This window comes from Kitasatospora sp. NPDC058170 (assembly GCF_042883905.1).
Classification (GTDB): Bacteria; Actinomycetota; Actinomycetes; order Streptomycetales; family Streptomycetaceae; genus Kitasatospora.
This window is the reverse complement of sequence record NZ_JBHVUV010000007.1, coordinates 110,882-130,834: the sequence shown is the minus strand read 5'-3', so window position 1 is coordinate 130,834 and position 19,953 is coordinate 110,882. Positions and strand designations below refer to the sequence as shown.

The window sequence follows — 19,953 nt, the reverse complement described above, 5'->3', positions numbered from 1 at the left end:
CTCGTACCCTAGGAGCCCGCCGATCAGACAGTCAATCGATCGAGGAAAACTGCATCGATTGATCAGAATTCGATCGAACGATACTCTTCAGCCACAGAAATCGATGCCGGATCAGCCGGATCAGGGGAAGCAGCGGAGGGCAGATGGCCATGTCTGGAGAGGAACGCCGCCGGCTGATCGTGACGGCGGTCGGCGACCTCGGCGGCCGGGTGCGTCTGACGGAGCTGGCGGACCGGCTCGGCATTCCCGCCGTCACGGTCCGCCGGGACGTCGCCACGCTGACCGGGGCCGGGCGGCTCAGCCGCTCGCACGGCTTCGTCTCGCTGGACCTCCCGGACCCCGGGCGCGGCCCGGGGTCCGGCGCCGCCCCGGGGGCCGGGCGCTCCGTCGGCCTGCTGGTGCCCTCCGTCGGGTCCTACTTCGACGAGGTGATCGCCGGCGCCCGCGAGGCCGCCGACGCGGCGGGAGCCCGGCTGGTCCTCGGCATCGCGCCGTACGCTGCGGGCGAGGACCGCGTCCAGGTCGCGCGGCTGCTGGAGTCCGGCGCCGAGGGCCTGCTGCTCGCGCCGGGGCTGCTGCCCGGGCAGGACCCGGAGAGCTGCGCCTGGCTCGACGACCTGCCCGTTCCCGCCGTGCTGGTCGAGCGCCGCTCCGCCACCGCGGACGGCCCCGGGGCGCGGCTGGACGCCATCGGCTCGGACCACCGCCACGGCGTCCTGAGCGCCCTGCGGCACTTCGCGCGGCTCGGCCACGAGAGCGTCCTGCTGGCCGCGCGGGGCGACTCCTGGACGGCCCAGGAGGTCCGGGCCGGCTACCGGGAGGGCGCCAGGCTGCTCGGCCTGCGGACACCGCCGGTCCTCGACTCGCTGTCCCCCTCGGGCCTGCCGACCGACCCCGAGCTGCTGGCCGACCGGATCGCCGCGGCCGTCGGGGAGGGCACCCGGGCGGTGCTGGTCCACAACGACCAGGACGCCATCCGGCTCCCGCCGCTGTTGCGCGCGCGGGGGCTGCGGGTACCCGAGCACGTGGCCCTGATCGCCTACGACGACGTGTTCGCCGCGCTCGCCGCGCCCCCGCTGACGGCGGTCGCCCCGCCGAAGCGCGCCGTCGGCGCCGCCGCCTTCGACCTGCTGCTCCGGCGCCTCGCCACCGACCCCGAGATGCCGGTCCACCGCACCGCGCTGCTGCCCGTGCTGCGGGTGCGCACCTCCTGCGGAGGCCGGCGCGACGCGCAGACCCGCCGGTGACGGACAGTGCCGCGATCACCCGCCACGGTGACCGACGGTGAGGATGGGTAGGGACCCGTATTGAATACCCATCGATGGGGAGGGTGTGCTGGAGGCACGGCACAGGGCGGGCACGGAGGCCGGCTCCCACCAGCGATCTGCGGCAGGTAATCCTCATGGACAGCACCGTCGGCCACACCCCGGCCACCCACGTGACAGCGCACGTCGCGATCTACCTGCGCTGCTACCCGTTCGACGTGACGGCGATGGACTGCCACCGGCGGGCCCTGGAGGCCCTCGCCGCGGAGCTCGAGCTGCCGGATCCGCTGCTGCACCTGGACAACGGTCTGCGCAAGCCGGACGGCCTTCCCGCGCTGGTCGGGCTGCTGCAGGGGGTCGCGGCGGGCTGGATCACCACCGTCCTGATCCCCGGGCCGTTCGTGTTCTCCATGGACGGGGCCGAGGCGCGGGCCGTGGTCGAGCTGCTGGAGCGGCACGGCTGCCGGGTGGTCGAGCTGCCGCCCCGCGGCGAGCGCGCCCGCGCCCGCACCGTCCGGAGCCTTCCGCCCCTGCGGGTCGCCGGCTCCCCCGAGCCGGTCGGCGCGGTGGCCTGCTGACGTCGCCGCCTGCTGCCGTCCGGCCCGCCGACCTCGCCGACCTCGCCGACGACGTCCACGTGGTGAACGACCTGCCCACCAGGGCCGGTGCGGGTGCCCTGGCACCCGCACCGGCCCTGGACCCGTTCGCCGCGGCGGCTCGGGCACGCCGCGCCCGGTCGGCCGTCCTCAGCCGGCGCGGAGCTCCGCCAGGTGCCGGGCCCCGGCCCGCAGCAGGGGTTCCAGCGGGGCGGCCCGCGGGTGCCAGGGGGCCTCGTACTCCCAGGCGATCCAGCAGTCCCGGGGCAGCAGCCGCAGGCAGTCGGCGAGCGGCAGCACCCCCGCGCCGAGCGCCAGCGGGGTCAGGTCCCCGGCCGAGGCGACGTCCTTGACCTGCACGTAGCCCAGGCCCGGGCCGAGGGCCCGGTAGGACTCGGCGGGGCTCTCCCCCGCCAGCCAGGTGTGCAGCAGGTCCCACAGCGCCCCGGCCGCCGGGTGGCCGACCCGGTCGAGGAGGCCGGCCAGGGCGCCCGCCGAGCGGTGCGAGTCGTGGGTCTCGACCAGGACGCGCACCCCGAGCAGCGCGGCCCGCCCGGCCACCTCGCCGAGCCGGCGGGCGGCCCTGGCCTCCGCCACGGCGGCGGGGCCGGGGCCGCCGTGCGGGAAGACCCTCAGGTACCGGCAGCCGAGGTCGGCGGCGAGCCGCAGGTGGGCGAGCAGGTCCGCCACCACGGGCGCGTCCGGTCCCGGCGCCGCGATGCCGAGGTAGGAGGCGAGGGTGAGCGGGACGACCCCGGTCCGGACGAACAGCCGCGCGGCGGCCCTCCGTTCGGCGGCGCCGAGCTGGAGGCGGACCGGCTGGTCGGAGGCGCAGCGCAGTTCGAGACCGTGCCAACCGTGGTCGGCGGCGAGACCGGCCACCCGGTCGAGCGGGACGCCGGGGAGTCCGAGCGTGGCGAGGGCCAGTGGCATGGCGCGCGCTCAGTCGCCCGGGCCGGCGGGCGCCGGGTCCAGGGGCGCCGGGCCGACGGAGACGGTGCCGGCGCCGATGCGCACGTGCCGGACCTCGCCGTCCGGCCAGGACACCCGCAGGTCCCAGGTGCTCCCGGGCCCGGCCGTGCGGCCCGCGGTGAGACCGGCCGTGCGGCCCGCGGTGGGGGCCGGGGTGCGGACCGCCGTGAGGCCGACCTCGTCCAGCGGTGGCAGGCCGGTGGCACCGGCGAGCCTGACCGCGCAGGCCAGCAGGGCGGGCCCCGCCGGGAGGCTGCCGCTCAGGACGGGCAGCACCGCCTCGGCGCCGAACGCGGTACCGCCCGGCACGGTCCGCGCCTGCGTCCGGCCGAACCCGTACAGGGAGCGGAGTTCGCTGGTGAGGCCCCCGTCGGCGCGGGCGATCGTGCCGAGCCCGGTGCCGACGGCCGCGGACCCGGTGCGCTCGCCCGCGACGGCCCAGCCGCCGTGGTGGACGGCGGTGCCGGCCGCGGCGCCGGCCACCAGGTGGACCCGGACCTCGTCCGGGCCGTGCACGAGGGTGACCGAGGTGACGGTGACGCCGGGCAGCTCGTCGCCGCCGGCCCGCGGGTGGGAGAGCGAGGCGGCCCAGTCGGCGCCGGTGCCGAGCGGGTGGATCCGGCCGCGCTGGGTGGGCTCGCCGTCGACCACCAGGGCGAGGTGGTTGTCGGCGGGGCCGTCGTACGTGGGGCCGGTGACGGTGGAGTGGGCGAGGCGGGCGTAGTGCGGGTTGTCGGGCTGGACCTGGTCGGCGGGCTGGTCGTCGCTGCCGTGGTTGTGCAGCCGGACCACGCCGTCGGCGGCGGTCGACTGCACCAGCCAGCCCGGCCGGGGCAGGACGGTCACCCGGTCGCGGACCTCGCAGGGGGCCGGCTGCTCGGGCTCCGTCCAGACCGGGTGGCCGGGCGGCAGCAGCAGGCCGAGGAACCCGCTGCCCGCCCAGTAGGGGGAGGCGGGACCGGTGTACGGCTGGACCAGCCGGAGCTCGGGGCCGTGCCAGCCGAGGGTCAGCAGGCCGCGGCCGTCGACGGCGCCGCGGTCGAGGAAGTGGCGCAGGGCGCCCGAGGCCAGGCGGCGGGTGGCGCCGGGGCCGAGCGGGGTGCGGCCGGCCAGGGCCCCGGCCCACAGGGGGGCGGTGGCGGCGAAACGGTAGGTGAGGGAGCGGCCCTGGTGGACGGGGGCGCCGTCGGCGCCGAAGGTGTGGACGTAGCCGGTGAGGTGGGCGGCCAGCCGGTCGCCGTACTCGGCGAGCAGGGCCCGGTCGTCGGCGAGGTGGGCGTGCAGGACGGGGTACAGGTGCAGCGCCCAGCCGTTGTAGTGGTCGAAGGCGCGGGGGCGGCCGTCGGTGTACCAGCCGTCGCCGAGGTAGAAGCGGTCGATCCGCTCCAGGCCGCGCCGCACGGCCGCCCGGGCGTCCTCCTCCTCGACGCCGGCCTCGGCGAGGAAGCCGCCGACGGCCAGCGGGAAGATCCACCAGTTGTTGTCGTTGGGAGCGCGGTGCAGGGCGTCGGCCAGCCAGCGGCCGACCCGGTCGCGGACGGCGCCGTCGAGCCGGTCCCAGAGCCAGGGCCGGGTGAGGCGCAGCGCGAAGGCGATGGAGGCGGCCTCGACCATCGCCTGGCCCCGGTCGGTGATCAGCGGCCAGGACTCGTGGTCGCCGTCGGCGAGGTCGCGTTCGGCGGTGGGGGTGCGGGTGCCGGCGTCGAGCCCGGCGGCGTACTGCTCCAGCAGGCCGCCGGGGTCGGCGCCACCCGCGCCGGCGATGCGCAGGGCGGCGGGCAGGAAGGTGCGGGCGAAGCCCTCCAGCGCGTCGGAGCGCCGGCCCGACCAGCTGGGGCGGGCGCCGGGGAGGTCGATGAGCGCCCGGCCGGGGCTCGCGTACGGGCGGACGGCGGTGAGGAGGTCGTCGGCCACCGCCTCCCAGTGGGCTCTGGTCCAGCCGGTACGGGGGCTGAGCTCCCGGTCCTCCGGAGGCAGTGGCATGGGCGTGTCCTTCCTCGGCGGGGTCCATGAACGGACGGGTCCCTGGCGGAATCTAGGAATCGACCGATCATCCGTCAAGGCCTTCGGATCAAATGCGCCTCTTGATCAAATCGTGATGCTGCGCCCCGGAGCCTCCCCCTACGGCAATATCTGCAGGTCGATGGCCGTCCAGGCGACCAATCGGGACACACCTCGGACTGATCAGATCGGATCATTCGATCCAGATTCCTTGACTCCGATCCATGTGTTGCCCAGGATGACGGCAGTCGCCCCCACCCCTCACGTGTCCGTGCCAGGACCGACATCCCCGGGACCGTGACCTCTCCCCTAGGAGCCGTGCCCATGCGCTCACTCGCGTCCACCTCCCGCAGAGCCCTGCGTGCCACCGCCGCCACCACGGCCGCCGCACTGTGCGTGACCCTCCTCGCCGCCTGCGGCAGCGACGGCGGCGCCACCGCGGCCGGCGGCGACGACGGCAAGCCCGTCACGCTCACCTTCTGGGGCTGGGCCAAGGGAACGAAGGAGGTCGTGGCCGCCTTCAACGCGAGCCACCCGAACATCCAGATCACCTTCGAGGAGATCCCCGCGGGCAACGCCGGCGGCTACGCGAAGCTCTCCAACGCCGTCAAGGCCGGCAACGCCCCCGACGTGTTCAACGTCGAGTACCCCCAGCTGCCCGACTTCGTCAGCCAGGGCGCCGTCCAGGACATCAGCAAGCTCGTCGGCGGCGACCTCAAGGCCAAGTACCTGCCGCAGGCCACCGAGCTCACCACGCTCGGCGGCCGGACGTGGGCGCTGCCGCTGGACGCCGCGCCGCAGACGTTCTACTACCGCAAGGACCTCTTCGAGAAGGCCGGCATCACCCCGCCGAAGACCTGGGACGAGTTCCGCACCGCGGCCCAGAAGCTCAAGGCCGCCCAGCCCGACACCCGCATCGCCACCTTCTTCCCCGACGACCCGTCCACCGTGGAGGCGATGGCCTGGCAGAACGGGGCACGCTGGTTCAGCACCGCCGACGAGGCGTGGAAGGCCGACCTGACCGGGGACGCGACGAGGAAGGTCTCCGCGTACTGGCAGCAGCTGATCGACGAGGACCTCGTCCGCATCCAGCCCTCCTTCAGCCAGCAGTGGACCGCCTCCCTCCAGAAGGGCGAGACCGCCGGCTACCTCGGCGCCTCGTGGGGCGGCGGCGTCCTGAAGTCCAACCTCGGCACCACCCCCGAGATCAACGGCAAGTGGGCGGTGGCCCCGATGCCCAGCTGGGACGGCAACCCCGCCAGCGGCATGCTCGGCGGCACCACCTTCGCCGTCTCCAAGGACAGCAAGAAGGGCAAGGCCGCCGTCGAGTTCGCCGCCTGGGCCACCACCACCCCCGACGGATTCAAGGCCCGGATAGCCTCCGGCACCTCCTCCTCCTACCCCGCCGCCACCGAGCTCGTCCCCGTCGCCAAGCAGGCCTTCAACACCGACTTCTACGGCGGCCAGGACCTCTACACGGTGTTCTCCGACGCCGCGAAGTCGATCAGGCCCGGCTGGACCTGGGGCCCCGTCATGGGCGTCACCAACGGCTCGCTGAAGGACGCCTTCGGCAAGGTCGCCGGCAAGAGCGGCACCATCGACGACGCGCTGTCCGGGGCCCAGCAGGCCACCCTCGCCGAGTTCAAGAACCGCGGGCTGAAGGTCGCCCAGTGACGATCCGCGCCACCCGCACCAAGGCCCCCCGCGCCGCCGTCACCAGGCGGCGCGGGCGGTACGGGGCACCCGCCGTCCTGCTCGCCCCGTTCTTCGTCCTGTTCACGGCCTGCACCCTCGTCCCGATCGGTTACGCGATCAGGCTCAGCCTGTTCACCGAACGCAGCTCCGGCCTCGGCTTCGGCGGCAGCGAGACCGTCTTCACCGGGCTCGGCAACTACACCCGGGCCCTGGGGGACGAGGCCTTCCGCGAGGGCTTTCTCACCATCGCCCAGTACTGCCTGCTCTACATCCCGCTGATGACCGGCTTCGCCCTGGTCCTGTCCCTCCTGCTGGACTCGGCCCTGACCCGGGCCAAACGGTTCTTCCAGCTCGCCCTGTTCATCCCGCACGCCGTGCCCGGCATCATCGCCGCACTGATCTGGATGTACCTCTACACCCCCGGCATCAGCCCGGTGCTCGACGTCCTGGAGACCCTCGGCACCCAGCCCGACCCGCTCGGCCACCCGATCCCCGCCGTGGTCAACATGGCGCTCTGGCAGTGGACCGGCTACAACATGGTCATCTTCTACGCCGCGCTCCAGGCCATCCCGCGCGAGGTCCTGGAAGCCGCCGTCGTGGACGGCGCAGGCCCCCTGCGCACCGCCCTGAGCATCAAGATCCCGCTCATCAGGCCCTCGCTCGCCATGGTCGGCCTGTTCACCGTGATCGGATCGCTCCAGCTGTTCACCGAGCCGATGATCCTCCACAACACAGCCCCCGGCGTGGTCTCCACCTGGACCCCCAACATGTACGCCTACACCGCCGCCTTCGAGCGGGGCGACTCCGGCCTCGCCGCCGCCTCCTCCGTGCTGCTCGCCCTCGCCGCCGCCGGACTCTCCTTCGTCGTCACCCGGGTGAGCCGGTCCCGGTCCGAGCGCGCTCGGGAGGCCCGCCCGTGAACAACCCCCGCCCCCGCTCCTGGACCCTCTCCAAGGCCGCCGTCAACGGCGCCCTCGTCCTGGCCACCGCCTACACCCTGCTGCCGCTCGGCTGGCTGCTCACCGCGGCCGCCAAGAACACCGCCGACCTGCTCGGCGGGAACGCCCTGACCGCCGCCAACTTCGACCTCGCCAAGAACCTGGGCGACCTCGCCGACGCCGGCGACGGCATCTACTTCCGCTGGTACCTCAACTCCCTGCTCTACGCCGGGATCGGCTCGCTGCTCTGCGCCCTGGTCTGCGTGGCCGCCGGCTACGCCTTCCACGTCTACTCCTTCCCCGGCAAGGAGAAGCTGTTCGGCCTGGTCCTGCTCGGCGTCCTGGTGCCCACCACCGCGCTCGCCCTGCCGATGTACCTGCTCGCCTCCGAGGTCGGCGTCGTCAACACGTTCTGGGCCGTGTTCGTGCCCTCCCTGGTCAACCCCTTCGGGGTCTACCTCGCCCGTGTGTTCTGCGCCGGCTACGTCCCCGGCGAGGTCCTGGAGGCCGCCCGGATGGACGGCGCGGGAGAGCTCCGCATCTTCCGGTCGATCGGGCTGCGGATGGTCATGCCCGGCTTCGTCACCATCCTGCTGTTCCAGTTCACCGCCATCTGGAACAACTTCTTCCTGCCCCTGGTGATGCTCTCCGACAACCGGCTCTTCCCGGTCAGCCTCGGCCTCTTCACCTGGAACGCCCAGACCAAGGCCTTCCCCGAGTACTACCCGCTGGTCGTCACCGGCGCGCTCCTCGCCGTCGTCCCGCTCGTCCTGGCCTTCGTCCTGCTCCAGCGGCACTGGAAGGCCGGTCTCACCGCGGGGAGCGTCAAGTGAGCAGCACCCGCCCCGCCACCTCCAGGGAGCCCTTCATGCCCGACCCCCGACCGTCGGACCCGGCGCACGGTCCCCGCCGTCCGCGCGCCGTCCTCGCCATGCACCGGGACCTCACCGCCCGGCTGTTCGACGGCCCCACCATGGCCCGGCTGACCGACCTGGCCGACCTCGACCCCGCGCTGGTCCTCGACGAGTTCACCACCCGCGAGGCCGTCACCGCCCTCGCCGAGGCCGAGGTCATCGTCTCCAGCTGGGGCTGCCCGCCGATCGACGAGGCCGTCCTGGCCGCCGCGCCCCGGCTGCGCGCCGTCATCCACGCGGCCGGATCGGTCAAGCACCACATCACCGACGTCTGCTGGCAGCGCGGCATCCAGGTCACCTCCGCCGCCTGGGCCAACGCCCTGCCGGTCGCCGAGTACACCGTCGCCGCCGTCCTGCTCGCCAACAAGCAGCTCCTGCGGATCCGCGAGGACTACCGGGACCGCCGCGCCCCGCACGACTGGCAGCGCGGCTACCCCGACGCCGGCAACTACCGGCGCACCGTCGGCATCGTCGGCGCCTCCCTCATCGGCCGCCGGGTCCTCGAACTGCTGCGCCCCCACGACCTCGACCTGCTGCTCCACGACCCGTACGTGGACGCGGCCGAGGCCGCCCGGCTCGGCGCCCGGCCGGTGGACCTCGACGAGCTGTGCGCCGCGAGCGACGTGGTCAGCGTCCACGCCCCCGAGCTCCCGGACACCCACCACCTGATCGACGGCCGCCGACTCGCCCTGATGCGTGACGGCGCCACCCTGGTCAACACCTCCCGCGGCTCACTCGTCGACCAGGACGCCCTGGTCCGCGAGCTGACCTCGGGGCGGCTCGACGCCGTCCTGGACGTCACCGTCCCCGAGGTGCTGCCCGCCGACTCCCCGCTGTACGACCTGCCCAACGTGGTGCTCACCCCGCACATCGCCGGCTCGCTCGGCCGGGAGCTGCACCGCATGGCCGCGGCCGCCGCCGACGAGCTGGCGCACTACACCGCCGGTCGGCCGTTCGCCCACCCCGTCCTCGCCGAGGCCGTCCACCGCTCCGCGTGAGACCCGCGCCCCCGACCCGTACCCCCGACCCGTACCCCCGTGACCCGCAGGGCGTCGCGGGGGTACGGGTGCGGACGGGCCGGCCCGGCACGGGTGGGGGAATCCCGTGCCGGGCCGGAGTTCACCGGGTGCCGGTGGCGGATGGGTCGGACCCGGCCGACCGGGTGTCAGGAGATCGAACAGGTCATGTAGTACGGGTACTTGGTGCAGGTGACGGTCGCCGAGGCGCTGCCGGTGCCGCCCTTGTCGTCGGTGACCGTCAGCTTCGCCGTGTAGGTGCCGGAGGCGGTGTAGGGGAAGGTGTGGTCGACGCTCTGACCGGTGCCGGTGGTGCCGTCACCGAAGTTCCAGCTGTAGGCGGCCAGGCTGCCGTCGGGGTCGTAGGAGCCGTCACCGTTGAGCAGGCAGTTGCCGTTGATGGTGCAGAAGCCGCCGACGTGCACGACGGGCTTGTCGTTGTGGTTCGGCTCGAGGAGGCGGAAGGTGGTCTGGTTGCCGCTGGTACGGCCGGAGTTGTCGGTCACGGTGAGCTTGACGGTGTAGGTCCCGTACCCGGCGTAGGTGTGGCCGGGCTTGACGCCGGTGCCGGTGGTGCCGTCACCGAAGTCCCAGCTGTAGCCGAGACCGGATCCCGAGGACAGGCCCGCGTCGAAGGTGCAGAGGCGGGTGGCGCGGTCGCAGTCCGGTACGAAGGTGGCGTCCGGTCCGGCGGTGCCGCCGGCCGGGAAGACCGCGGTGTTGCCGAGGTCCAGGAGGGGTTCCTTGACGCCGTCACCGGAGGTGTCGGACCAGTTGGTGTTCCCGGCGTTGACGATCCGGTCGCGGACGGCGATGACCCCGGCCCGGTTCGCGGGCTTGTTGGCACCACGGCTCAACCAGGCCGCGGCGCCCGCGACGTGGGGGGCCGCCTGCGAGGTACCGCTGTAGTTGGAGTAGCCGCCGTCCTTGTAGGCCGAGCGGATGCAGTCGCCGGGGGCCGCGATGTCCACGCCCCGGCCGAAGTTGCTGTAGTCCGACAGCGAGTCGTCGGTGTTCCGGTTGTTCTTGTTGCACCAGGCGAAGGTGCCCAGGCCGCCGGGCTTGCCGTCGGCGTCGCTCAGCGAGGAGACCGTGATGGCGTCCGGCACGTTCGCCGGGCTCTGGTTCGCCACGTCCCGGTGGTCGTTGCCCGCCGAGACCACCACCACGATGCCCTTGGAGATCGCCCGGTTCACCGCGTCGTTGACCGACTGGACGGTGCCGTCGAAGCCGAGGCTGAGGTTGAGGACCTCGATCTCGGCGGCGTGCGCCGTCACCCAGTCGATCCCGTTGACGATCTCCTCGGTGGAGCCGCTGCCCTTGCTGTTCAGCGACTTGACCGACCAGAGCCGCGCGCCCGGCGCCACGCCGACGAAGCCGACGCCGTTGTCCAGGCCGCCGATGATGCCGGCCACGTTGCTGCCGTGCCCGTTGTCGTCCATACCGGCGTTCTCCACGCAGGCGGTGAGGCCCACGCAGTTGACCCGTCGGACCACGTTCAGGTCCGGGTGGGTGTAGTCGATGCCGGAGTCGATGACGGCGACGTCCACGTCGACCCGTTGGTCGAGCCCGTCGCCGGTCCTGAGACCGCTGTTGGCGGTGGCGCCGATGCGGACCGCGCCGTTCGGCAGGGCCTGACCGTGTGCGTGGGCGACCGCCGAGGCCTCGACGTACTTGACGGCCGGGTCGGCCCGAAGTGCCGCTACCGCCGCGGGTGTCAGGTCCGCCGAGAACCCGCTGAGCGCCGAGGTGTAGACCGACCCGAGCCGCACACCGGGTGCGGAGCGGGCGACCGTCGTGGGGTCGGTCGTCGCTCCGTCCTTGAGCACCACCACGTAGCGGGCGTTGTCCTGCTCGACGGAGCCGGTGCCCTGCGCCGAGGCGGGGACGGCTCCGACTCCTGCGACCGCTGCCAGCACCAGGCCGGCGAATATCGCGGTGCGCTTCATGCTTCCTCCTTGTGGGGGTAGGGAGTTGCCGAGAAGAGTAGGGCTCGTTTCCGTGATCCGACCCACCGGTTTGCCGTCATTGACGGGAAACCGACAGCACCTCTCCCGCGCCTCGCAGGGCCTACCATGCTCCCGGCGAAGGTCCGCACCCGATCCGGACCGCCGGATGCCGAGGAGGCAGACCGTGCTGAACGCACTCGGAGTCTCGTCCCAGGAGGAGGAGCTCTACCGCTGCCTGTTGCGGCGGCCCGATCCGACCCTGGCCGAACTCGCGGAGACCACCGGGGGTGAGCCGTCCCGCCTCAGACGGCAGCTCAAGGAGTTGGAGGCCAAGGGGCTGGTCACCCGGTCCGCCACCCGGCCCGTCCGGTTCCGCCCCGCTCCCCCGGAACTCGCCTTCGAGGTACTCGCCCTGAGTCTCCATCAGCAGATCGACCGCGCGAGGCTCGCCGCGGTCGAGCTCAACGGCCTCTGGCGCAGCGGCCGTACCGAGCACGAACCACCCGTCCAGATCGTGCAGGGGCGCGAGGCCAACACACAGCACTTCCAACAGGTCCAGCAGTCGACCCGGGAGGAGATACTGATCTTCGACATGCCCCCGTACGTCGAGGAGGGCATGGCCACCCAGACCGACATCCAACTCGACCTGATGGAGCGGGGAGTGGCGTACCGGACGGTCTACGACCGCACCGCGCTGGCGGAGCCCGAACAGCTCGCGCTCGCCCGCCGGCTGACCCAGCGGGGCGAACTGGCCCGGGTCGTCGACGGGTTGCCGATGAAGCTGCTGATCGCCGACCGCAGCACCGCCCTCGTCCCCGTCGTCCTGGGCGGGGAGCGGCAGACGGTCGTCCTGCGCAGCTCCCCGCTGCTGCACGGCCTGATCGCGCTGTTCGAGGCGCTGTGGGAGCGCGGCACCCCACTGTGGGGCAGCGGGCGCCCGTCGGCCGACCTCAGCCCGGAGGACGTCCAGCTCCTGGGCTTCGCGGCCGCCGGGTACACGGACGAGATGATCGCCCGCAAGGTGGGGGTGAACAAGCGGACCATCGAGCGGCGGATGCGCCGGCTGATGGACGCGCTCGGGGCGCGGACCAGGTTCCAGGCCGGACTCCAGGCGGCCCGGCGGGGGCTGCTCGGCTGACGGCCGGTCGGGCGCAGCCTTGCGGTCGGGCATGCGCGCCTGCCCGGGCGGGCGCGGGCCGACCCTCGCGCGCCGCCTCTAGAGTGATGATCACGCAAGTCCACCGATCGGCCCGGAGGTGTCAGGTGTCCCTGCAGATGAAGTTGGTTGCGATCACGCTCGACTGCCCCGATCCGCCGGCCCTGGCGGCGTTCTACCAGCAGGCCACCGGCTTCGCACCGCACCCGAAGTCGGACGCCGACTTCGCGGGGCTCGACCGCGAGGACGGGCTCTTCATCGGCTTCCAACGGGTCGACGACTACCGGGCTCCGCGCTGGCCCGACCAGAGCGTCCCCCAGCAGCTGCACCTCTGCTTCGACGTCCCCGATCTGGACGAGGCCGAGGGCCTGCTGCTGGAGCTGGGCGCGGGCAAGCCGGAGCACCAGCCCCACGACGCCGCCAAGGCGCGGGTTCTCACCGATCCGGCCGGTCACCCCTTCTGCATCTGCCAGGGCTGACCGGCAGGCGCCCCCTTCCCACTGCGGCGAGGGGCGCGAACCATCGGACCCCGCCCGCCCCGGGAAGCCCGTACCGCACCATGCGCAGTTCTCCGTGCCCGGCCTGACGGGGCGACAAACCACGCCCTGTCAGGCCGCGTCGGCATTCCGGGCGGGTGACATGCCCCCTGCCAGCGCAATGTCCGGAACCGGACAACCCCCCCGCCGGCCGACCGCCGGGAACGGCTCGCGATTACACCTGTGACTCCCCGAATCCGTGGCCTCAACATCCATTGTGGCAACGCATGTTCGAAGGTAGAGTCCCGGTTCGCCGAGCGCGGAGCAGTGCTCGCAGGCATTCTTTTGGGGCGGGCATGTCAAACCACGGCACCATCCCACCGGCGTCCGATCTTCTTGACGCGTTCACGGAAATCGCCCGGCGTTTTCCGGAGCGCCCGGCGCTGGTCCACCACGGGCAGGCCATGAGCTATCGCCGGCTGCACGAGCTGGCGAACACGCTGACCAGGCATCTGGGCGCCGATCCCGGCGTGGTCGCGGTCCAGGCCGCGCACACCCCGGAAACCGTCGTCGCACTCCTCGGGGTGCTGTCCGCCGGGGGCGTCTACTGCCCGGTCGATCCGGCATTCCCGCCGGAGCGCAGACAGGCGATGCTCACGGCGGTCGACTGCCGCGCAATGCTGCTGACGGAGGCCGGTCCGGAATCCCGACCAGGCCCGGAATCCCAACCAGGCGCGGAATCAATGCGGTTACGCCATTTATCGGAGCTTTCCGGGAGTCCGCCGCAGCACGAACCGCACAACGGACCGCGTATCGGGGTCGATCCCGACAATCCGGCCTACATTCTGTTCACGTCGGGTTCGACCGGGCAGCCGAAACCCGTCGTGACGCCCCGTCGGGCCGTCTCCGCCGTCGTGCACTCGCTGCGCGAGCTGTTCGACCTCACCCCCGAGGACCGGGTGCTCCAGTTCGCCTCGCTGAACTGGGACACCTGCTTCGAGGAGATCCTGCCGACCCTCACCACCGGCGCCGCGCTCGTCTTCGACGCCGAGGCGCACTCCGGGTCGTTCCCCCGTTTCCTGCGGATGGTCGAGCGGGAGCGGATCACCGTCCTCGACCTCCCCACCGCCTACTGGCACGAGTTGGTGCTCCACCTCGCCGAGGACGGTCGGCCGCTGCCGGACTGCGTCCGACTGCTGGTCATCGGCGGTGAGGCGGCGAACCCGGCCCGGCTGGCGGACTGGGCCGGCCTGGACACCGGGCGGATCCGCCTGCTCAACACCTACGGCTGCACCGAGACCACACTGATCACCCACGCCGTCGACCTGCACGGCCCGGCGGGGCTCTCCCCCGCCCCCGACTGGTCCGGCGGCGCGCCGGCACCGATCGGCCGCGCCCTTCCGCACGTCGACGAACGGATCGACGAGCAGGGCGAGTTGCTGATCGGCGGCCCCTCGGTGGCACTGGGCTACCACGGCCTGCCGGAGGCGACCGAGGCCCGGTTCACCGCCGTCGACGGGGAGCGCTGCTTCCGGACCGGCGACCGGGTGGGCCGCTCGCCGGACGGCCTGCTCACCCACCGCGGCCGGCTGGACCACGAACTCAAGGTCCGCGGCATCCGGGTGGACCCGGCCGAGGTCGAGGCCCATATCGCCGGCCACCCCGAGGTGAACGCGGTGGCGGTGGTCGGCGCGACGGTGGCCGGCCGCGCCGCGCTGGTCGCCTACGTGGTGGCGCGGACCGGTACGGTCCCCGGCGCACTGGACGCCGACGTCCGGTCCTACCTGCGCGAGCGGGTACCGGGCCATCTCGTCCCCAGCCGGATCACCGTCGTCCCGCAGCTCGTGCACACCGCGAGCGGAAAGGTCGACCGGGCGGGCTCGCACCGGCGGCACTCGCCCGACGACCAGGCCGACCAGGTCAAAGGAGACCTTCGATGAGCGTTGACACCACCGCCTCCGCCGCCGGCGGCCCCCTCGCCGCCGAAACCGCCACCGGCCCCGGCGCTGATACGGATACCGGCACCGTCGTCGAGGACGTGGTGGCGGTCTTCGGCCGGGTGCTGGAGTGCCAGGACGTCACGGCCGACTCGGACTTCTTCCTGCTCGGCGGCGACTCCCTGGTCGCCACCCGGGTGCTGAGCGCGGTCGCCCGGCGCCACGGGGTGGAGCTGGCCTTCGAGGACTTCCTGCTCGCGCCGACCCCCCGCGCGCTGGCCGAGCGAATCGCCGCCGCCCGATGACCGGCCGCGATGACTCCCCCGCCCGGCCACCCGTCCCCGCCCACGCGCCGGACGCACCGAAGGCACCGGCCGCACAGAAGACACCAAGCACACCGGCCGCCGTCACCACGGCCGTCGTGGTCGGCGCAGGCCTGGCCGGCCTCACCGCCGCGACCGGACTGGCGGCCCGCGGCATCGAGGTGACCGTCCTGGAGGCCCGTGACCGGGTCGGCGGCCGCACCCGCGGGATCGAGGTCGCACCCGGCCGCCTGATCGACGCGGGCGCCGCCTACCTCGGCGACCGGCACACCGAACTCCTCGCGACCATGGCGCGGTTGGACCTCAAGACCACACCGACCACGATGGCCGGCGCCAGCCGCTTCGCACTCGGCGGCGCGGACGCCACCCGCGACGGGCGCTTCCCCCCGCTCAACGCGGTCGCCCTGGGCGACCTGTTCGAGCTGCTGGACGAACTGACCGCCGCCGTCCGGCCCGAGGCGCCGTGGCTCACCCCGGACGCCGGGCGGCTGGACACCCTGACCGTCGCCGAGTGGGCCGACGAGCAGCTGACCCACCCGGACGCCCGGCTCTTCCTCCCGCTCTTCCTGGGCGAGATGATGGCCGCCGACCCGGCCGAACTGTCGGTCCTGCACATGGCGTTCTACCTCCGCTCCGGCGGCGGACTGCGCTACCTCAACGCCTTCGAGGGCGGCGCGCAGCAGGACCGGGTCGCCGGCGGCGCGCACCTGGTCTGCGAGCGGCTGGCCGAGCGACTGGGCCCGCGGGTACGGCTCGGCGAGCCGGTCGAGGCGGTCCACCAGGACGCCGACGGGGTCACCGTCCGTTCGGCGCACGGCGTGCACCGGGCGGACGTCGCGGTGGTGGCGCTGCCGCCGCTGCTGGCCGACGCCCTGGAGCACCGTCCGGCGCCGCCGGTGCGGCGGGCCGGCGGGCGGACCTCCCGCGGCTGCGCGGTGAAGGTCAACCTGGTCTACCCCGAGCCGGTCTGGCGCGGGCACGGGCTGTCGGGCTGGTCGGTGAACGCCGAGGGCCCGCTGCTGTCCACGGTGGACGACTCGCCGGCCGGGGGCGGCGTGGGCGTGCTCACGGGCTTCGTCACCGGCGCCGAGGCGCACCGGTTCGCGGCCCTCGCCCCGGACCGGCAGCGGGCGGCGGCGGTCGGGCAGGCCGCGCGGCTGTTCCCGATGCTCCCGGAGCCGATCGGCTTCCACGTCACGGACTGGGTCAACGAGCCGTACAGCCGGGGCTGTTACGCGGCGCTGTTCGGCCCCGGCGACTGGCTGCGGCTCGGTCCGGCGCTGACCGCACCGCACGGACGGGTGCACTGGGCCGGCACCGAGACCAGCACCGAGTACTTCGGGCTGATGGAGGGGGCGATCCGCTCCGGCCACCGCGTCGTCGAGGAGATCCTCGCCGGGCCGCCGAACCGCCCCGAGGCCGCCCACCCCTCGACCGCCCGGCCGTAGCGCGGACACCCCGCCCCCCAGGCGTCTCGCCCCCCGCCTATCGCATCGAAACACCAGCTCCCCCTCTCTCGCCCCTCTCACCCGCCCCCGGTTCCACAAGAACCCCGGCCGGGCCGCCTTCCCTGGGAGACCGCCATGAGCGACCAGACGTCCATCGCCCCCCTCGCCGCCAGAGAACAGCTGATGACCGATCCCACCCTCGGCGCCGGCAACTTCCTGGACCGGGCCATCGCGGTCAACCCGAACCGCGCCGTGCCCTTCGCCCACACCCACCACACGGACCACCGCGGCGCCGTCGTACTGCGCGGGCACAGCCTGCTGGACCTCGCGGCCCTGCGCGACCGCTACGCCAAGTGGTACCGGGCCAACGGCGTCCGCCCCGGCGACCCGGTCGGCGTGGTGGTCGCCGAGGGCCTGGAGCCGCTGCTGCACTTCCTCGCGCTCACCGCGCTGGGCGCCGTCCCGGCCCTGGTCAACGACGCCATGCGGCACGACGTCATGGTCCGCTACCTCAACCATGTCGGGGTGGTCGGCGTCGTCGCGGACGACCCGACCCGGCTGGCCGCCGCCTACCGGGAGGACCCGCAGCGCCGCCCCGGCTTCATCGCCCTGGCCGCCGAGGTCCAGGCCTTCGACGCCGACGCGGCCGGACTCCCGGAGGACTACCCGTACCGGCACGCCGCCGAGGACGTGGTCGCGCTGATCCACTCCTCCGGCACCACCGGCACCCCGAAGTCCACCATGCTGGCGCACCGCCAGTTCTGGGACGGCAAGCAGCCCCGGATGGTGCGCTTCCCCGCCGAGCCCTCGGACCGGCTGATGTCGCTGATGCCGCACACCCACGCCGGCGGGCTCAGCTACTTCCTCACCGCCACGCTGCTCGGTCTGCCGACCGTGGTGATGGCCGACTGGCGGCGCACGGTGGTGGAGCCGGTGATGGAGGCCTTCCAGCCGACCATGGTCGCCTCCTTCCCGCGCACCTTCGTCGAGTTGGCCACCGGGGAGCTCCCGGTCAGGGGCGCGGCCCGGGTGCACTCCTGGTTCAACACCGGGGACAGCGCCCACTACGGCCACATCCGGCGGCTGGTGCAGCTCGGCGAGCGCCCGGCCGGCCTGATCCGGCCGTGGCTGCTGCCGAGCGAGAAGGCCGGGCAACCCGCGCTCCCCGGTTCGCAGTTCATCGACGGGCTGGGCTCGTCCGAGATGGGCATGGCGCTGTTCGGCCAGGTGACCACGCCGGAGACCCCGCGCGACGACCGCTGCGTCGGCAAGCCCCTGGAGGTGGTGCTCAAGGCGGCGGTGTTGGACGAGCAGGGCGTGGAGGTGCCGGACGGCACGGTCGGGATGCTCGGCGTGGTCACCCCGTCGCGCACCCCCGGCTACTGGAACAACGCCCGGCTCACCGCGAGCTTCGAACTGGCCGGCTACTGGCTCACCGGCGACGTGGCCCGCCGCGACGCCGAGGGCCGGTTCCACCACCTCGACCGCACCGTGGACGTCATCGACACCACCGCCGGCCCGGTCTACAGCCTCCCGGTCGAGGAGGTGCTGCTGGCCGACTGCGCCGACCTGGTGCAGGACTGCTCGGTGGTCGGCGTGCCCGGCGGCCCCGGCGGGGGCCAGCGGCCGATCGCCGTGGTCCGCCTCCAGTCCGAGGCGGCGGCGAGCAGCGCCGAGGAGGTCCAGGAGGCCGCCAACAAGGCCCTGGCCCAGGCCGGCCTGGCCGCGCTCGCCGCGGTCCGCATCGCCCGGACCCCCGAGGACTTCCCGCTCGGGCCCACCGGCAAGGTCCTCAAGCGCGAGCTGCGCACCCGCTTCGCCACCCTCTTCACCGGCCAGTAGCACCCGATGGAACACCACGCGATCCGGCAGCCGTACCAGTACGTGCGCACTCCCCTCACCGAGCCGGACTGGCGCCGGCTGCCGGGCTGGCGCGATGTCACCGCGGCCGAGTGGCGGGACGCCCGGTGGCAGCGGGCGCACTGCGTCAAGGACCTCCGCCAGCTGCGCGAGGTCGTCGGCGGCCTGCTCACCGACCGGTTCTACGCGGACCTCGCCGCCGACCAGGCCGAGTTCGCCACGATGTCGATGCTGCTGCCGCCGCAGATGCTCAACACCATGGCGCCGCACGGCCCGACCGATCCGGAGGGGTTCACCGACGCGTTCCTGGCCGACCCGGTCCGGCGCTACATGCTGCCGGTCCGCTCGGAGCGGCACCCGCGGTGGCCGAGCCACCCGTACGCCGAGCGCGACTCGCTGCACGAGGCGCAGATGTGGGTGGTGGAGGGTCTGACCCACCGCTACCCCGGCAAGGTGCTGGCCGAGCTGACCTCCACCTGCCCGCAGTACTGCGGGCACTGCACCCGGATGGACCTGGTCGGCAACTCCACCCCCCAGGTGGCCAAGGCCAGGCTGACCCTGCGGCCGGCGGACCGGCAGGAGCAGATCCTCGACTACCTCAAGCGCAGCCCCGCTGTGCGCGACGTGGTGCTCTCCGGCGGCGACCTGGCCAACGTGCCATGGCCCCGGCTGGAGGCCTTCCTGCTGCGGCTGCTGGAGCTGGAGTCGGTGCGCGACATCCGCCTCGCCAGCAAGGCGGTGGTGGGCCTCCCGCAGCACTGGCTGCAACCGCGGGTGGTCGAGGGGGTGGCCAGGGTGGCCGCGGTCGCGGCCCGCCGCTCGGTCAACCTGGCCGTGCACACCCACGCCAACCACGTGCGCTCGGTGACGCCGCTGGTCGCCGAGGCGGCCCGGGCGCTGCTGGACGCGGGTGTGCGCGACGTCCGCAACCAGGGCGTGCTGATGCGCGGCGTCAACGACACCCCGGAGGACCTGCTCGACCTGTGCTTCGCGCTCCAGGGCGAGGCGAACGTCCTGCCGTACTACTTCTACCTCTGCGACATGATCCCGAACGCCGAGCACTGGCGGACCCCGGTCCACGAGGCGCAGCGGCTCCAGGAGGCGATCATGGGCTACCTGCCGGGCTACGCCACCCCGCGGATCGTCTGCGACGTCCCGGACCTCGGCAAGCGCTGGGTGCACCAGGCGGTGGCCTACGACCGCGAACTCGGCATCTCGTACTGGACGAAGAACTACCGCACCGGCCTGGAGGCGCGGGAGGCGCAGGGCGGCGACCTCGATGCCGTGCTCAACCGGCGCCACCCCTACTACGACCCGGTGGACACCCTGCCCGAGCCCGGCCGCCGGCGGTGGTCCGAGCGCTTCGCCGGGCAGTGCCCATGACCCCGCACAGGCCCACGACCTCGC

General features: G+C 73.4%; 16 protein-coding genes. 13 read left to right on the top strand and 3 right to left on the bottom strand.

The window, feature by feature from the left end; translation table 11 throughout:
* Positions 1-143: 143 nt before the first annotated feature.
* Positions 144-1,247 carry a substrate-binding domain-containing protein gene (locus tag ACFVVX_RS10435; RefSeq protein ID WP_387943605.1) on the top strand — a complete coding sequence of 368 codons (1,104 nt, stop codon included), beginning with the start codon at positions 144-146 and terminating at the stop codon, positions 1,245-1,247.
* 155 nt (positions 1,248-1,402) lie between these two features.
* Complete coding sequence (locus tag ACFVVX_RS10430; RefSeq protein ID WP_387943603.1) at positions 1,403-1,843, top strand: hypothetical protein; 441 nt, start codon at positions 1,403-1,405, stop codon at positions 1,841-1,843.
* A 168-nt stretch (positions 1,844-2,011) separates the two neighbouring features.
* On the opposite strand, the gene ACFVVX_RS10425 is transcribed toward ACFVVX_RS10430, so the two are convergent.
* Together ACFVVX_RS10425 and ACFVVX_RS10420 are read right to left on the bottom strand one after the other, a co-directional pair.
* Positions 2,012-2,794, bottom strand: coding sequence for a sugar phosphate isomerase/epimerase family protein (locus tag ACFVVX_RS10425; protein ID WP_387943601.1), 783 nt, complete (start codon positions 2,792-2,794; stop codon positions 2,012-2,014).
* Between the two features lie 9 nt (positions 2,795-2,803).
* On the bottom strand, positions 2,804-4,816 hold the full coding sequence (locus tag ACFVVX_RS10420; RefSeq protein ID WP_387943599.1) for a DUF2264 domain-containing protein: 2,013 nt from the start codon (positions 4,814-4,816) through the stop codon (positions 2,804-2,806).
* A gap of 342 nt (positions 4,817-5,158) precedes the next feature.
* On the opposite strand from ACFVVX_RS10420, the gene ACFVVX_RS10415 reads away from it, so the two are divergent.
* The 4 genes from ACFVVX_RS10415 (at position 5,159) to ACFVVX_RS10400 (ending at position 9,379) form a co-directional block, all read left to right on the top strand.
* Positions 5,159-6,508: an ABC transporter substrate-binding protein gene (locus tag ACFVVX_RS10415; RefSeq protein WP_387943597.1), complete on the top strand. Its 1,350-nt coding sequence runs from the start codon at positions 5,159-5,161 to the stop codon at positions 6,506-6,508.
* Between the two features lie 2 nt (positions 6,509-6,510).
* Positions 6,511-7,449 carry a carbohydrate ABC transporter permease gene (locus ACFVVX_RS10410; protein ID WP_387943793.1) on the top strand — a complete coding sequence of 313 codons (939 nt, stop codon included), beginning with the start codon at positions 6,511-6,513 and terminating at the stop codon, positions 7,447-7,449.
* On the top strand, positions 7,446-8,300 hold the full coding sequence (locus tag ACFVVX_RS10405; protein WP_387943595.1) for a carbohydrate ABC transporter permease: 855 nt from the start codon (positions 7,446-7,448) through the stop codon (positions 8,298-8,300). Before ACFVVX_RS10410 ends, ACFVVX_RS10405 begins: the two co-directional genes overlap by 4 nt.
* Positions 8,301-8,398: 98 nt before the next feature.
* A complete protein-coding gene (locus tag ACFVVX_RS10400) occupies positions 8,399-9,379 on the top strand; it encodes a hydroxyacid dehydrogenase (protein ID WP_387943791.1) in 981 nt (326 codons plus the stop codon).
* A 167-nt stretch (positions 9,380-9,546) separates the two neighbouring features.
* On the opposite strand, the gene ACFVVX_RS10395 is transcribed toward ACFVVX_RS10400, so the two are convergent.
* A complete protein-coding gene (locus ACFVVX_RS10395) occupies positions 9,547-11,346 on the bottom strand; it encodes a S8 family serine peptidase (RefSeq protein ID WP_387943593.1) in 1,800 nt (599 codons plus the stop codon).
* A 184-nt stretch (positions 11,347-11,530) separates the two neighbouring features.
* Here ACFVVX_RS10395 and ACFVVX_RS10390 point away from each other — a divergent pair, with 184 nt between their 5' ends.
* The 7 genes from ACFVVX_RS10390 to ACFVVX_RS10360 all read left to right on the top strand — a co-directional run bounded on the left by ACFVVX_RS10390 (position 11,531) and on the right by ACFVVX_RS10360 (position 19,929).
* Positions 11,531-12,484, top strand: coding sequence for a helix-turn-helix domain-containing protein (locus ACFVVX_RS10390; protein ID WP_387943591.1), 954 nt, complete (start codon positions 11,531-11,533; stop codon positions 12,482-12,484).
* Positions 12,485-12,621: 137 nt separating this feature from the next.
* On the top strand, positions 12,622-12,981 hold the full coding sequence (locus ACFVVX_RS10385; RefSeq protein ID WP_387943589.1) for a VOC family protein: 360 nt from the start codon (positions 12,622-12,624) through the stop codon (positions 12,979-12,981).
* A 284-nt stretch (positions 12,982-13,265) separates the two neighbouring features.
* Complete coding sequence (locus ACFVVX_RS10380; protein WP_387943587.1) at positions 13,266-14,918, top strand: amino acid adenylation domain-containing protein; 1,653 nt, start codon at positions 13,266-13,268, stop codon at positions 14,916-14,918.
* Positions 14,915-15,220 (top strand): acyl carrier protein, encoded by a 306-nt coding sequence (locus ACFVVX_RS10375; RefSeq protein ID WP_387943585.1) that lies wholly within the window; start codon positions 14,915-14,917, stop codon positions 15,218-15,220. Before ACFVVX_RS10380 ends, ACFVVX_RS10375 begins: the two co-directional genes overlap by 4 nt.
* Positions 15,217-16,686 carry a flavin monoamine oxidase family protein gene (locus tag ACFVVX_RS10370; RefSeq protein ID WP_387943583.1) on the top strand — a complete coding sequence of 490 codons (1,470 nt, stop codon included), beginning with the start codon at positions 15,217-15,219 and terminating at the stop codon, positions 16,684-16,686. The genes ACFVVX_RS10375 and ACFVVX_RS10370 overlap by 4 nt, the downstream gene beginning before the upstream one ends.
* Positions 16,687-16,821: 135 nt before the next feature.
* Complete coding sequence (locus ACFVVX_RS10365; RefSeq protein WP_387943581.1) at positions 16,822-18,528, top strand: class I adenylate-forming enzyme family protein; 1,707 nt, start codon at positions 16,822-16,824, stop codon at positions 18,526-18,528.
* 6 nt (positions 18,529-18,534) lie between these two features.
* Positions 18,535-19,929 carry a KamA family radical SAM protein gene (locus tag ACFVVX_RS10360; RefSeq protein WP_387943579.1) on the top strand — a complete coding sequence of 465 codons (1,395 nt, stop codon included), beginning with the start codon at positions 18,535-18,537 and terminating at the stop codon, positions 19,927-19,929.
* Positions 19,930-19,953: the final 24 nt, after the last annotated feature.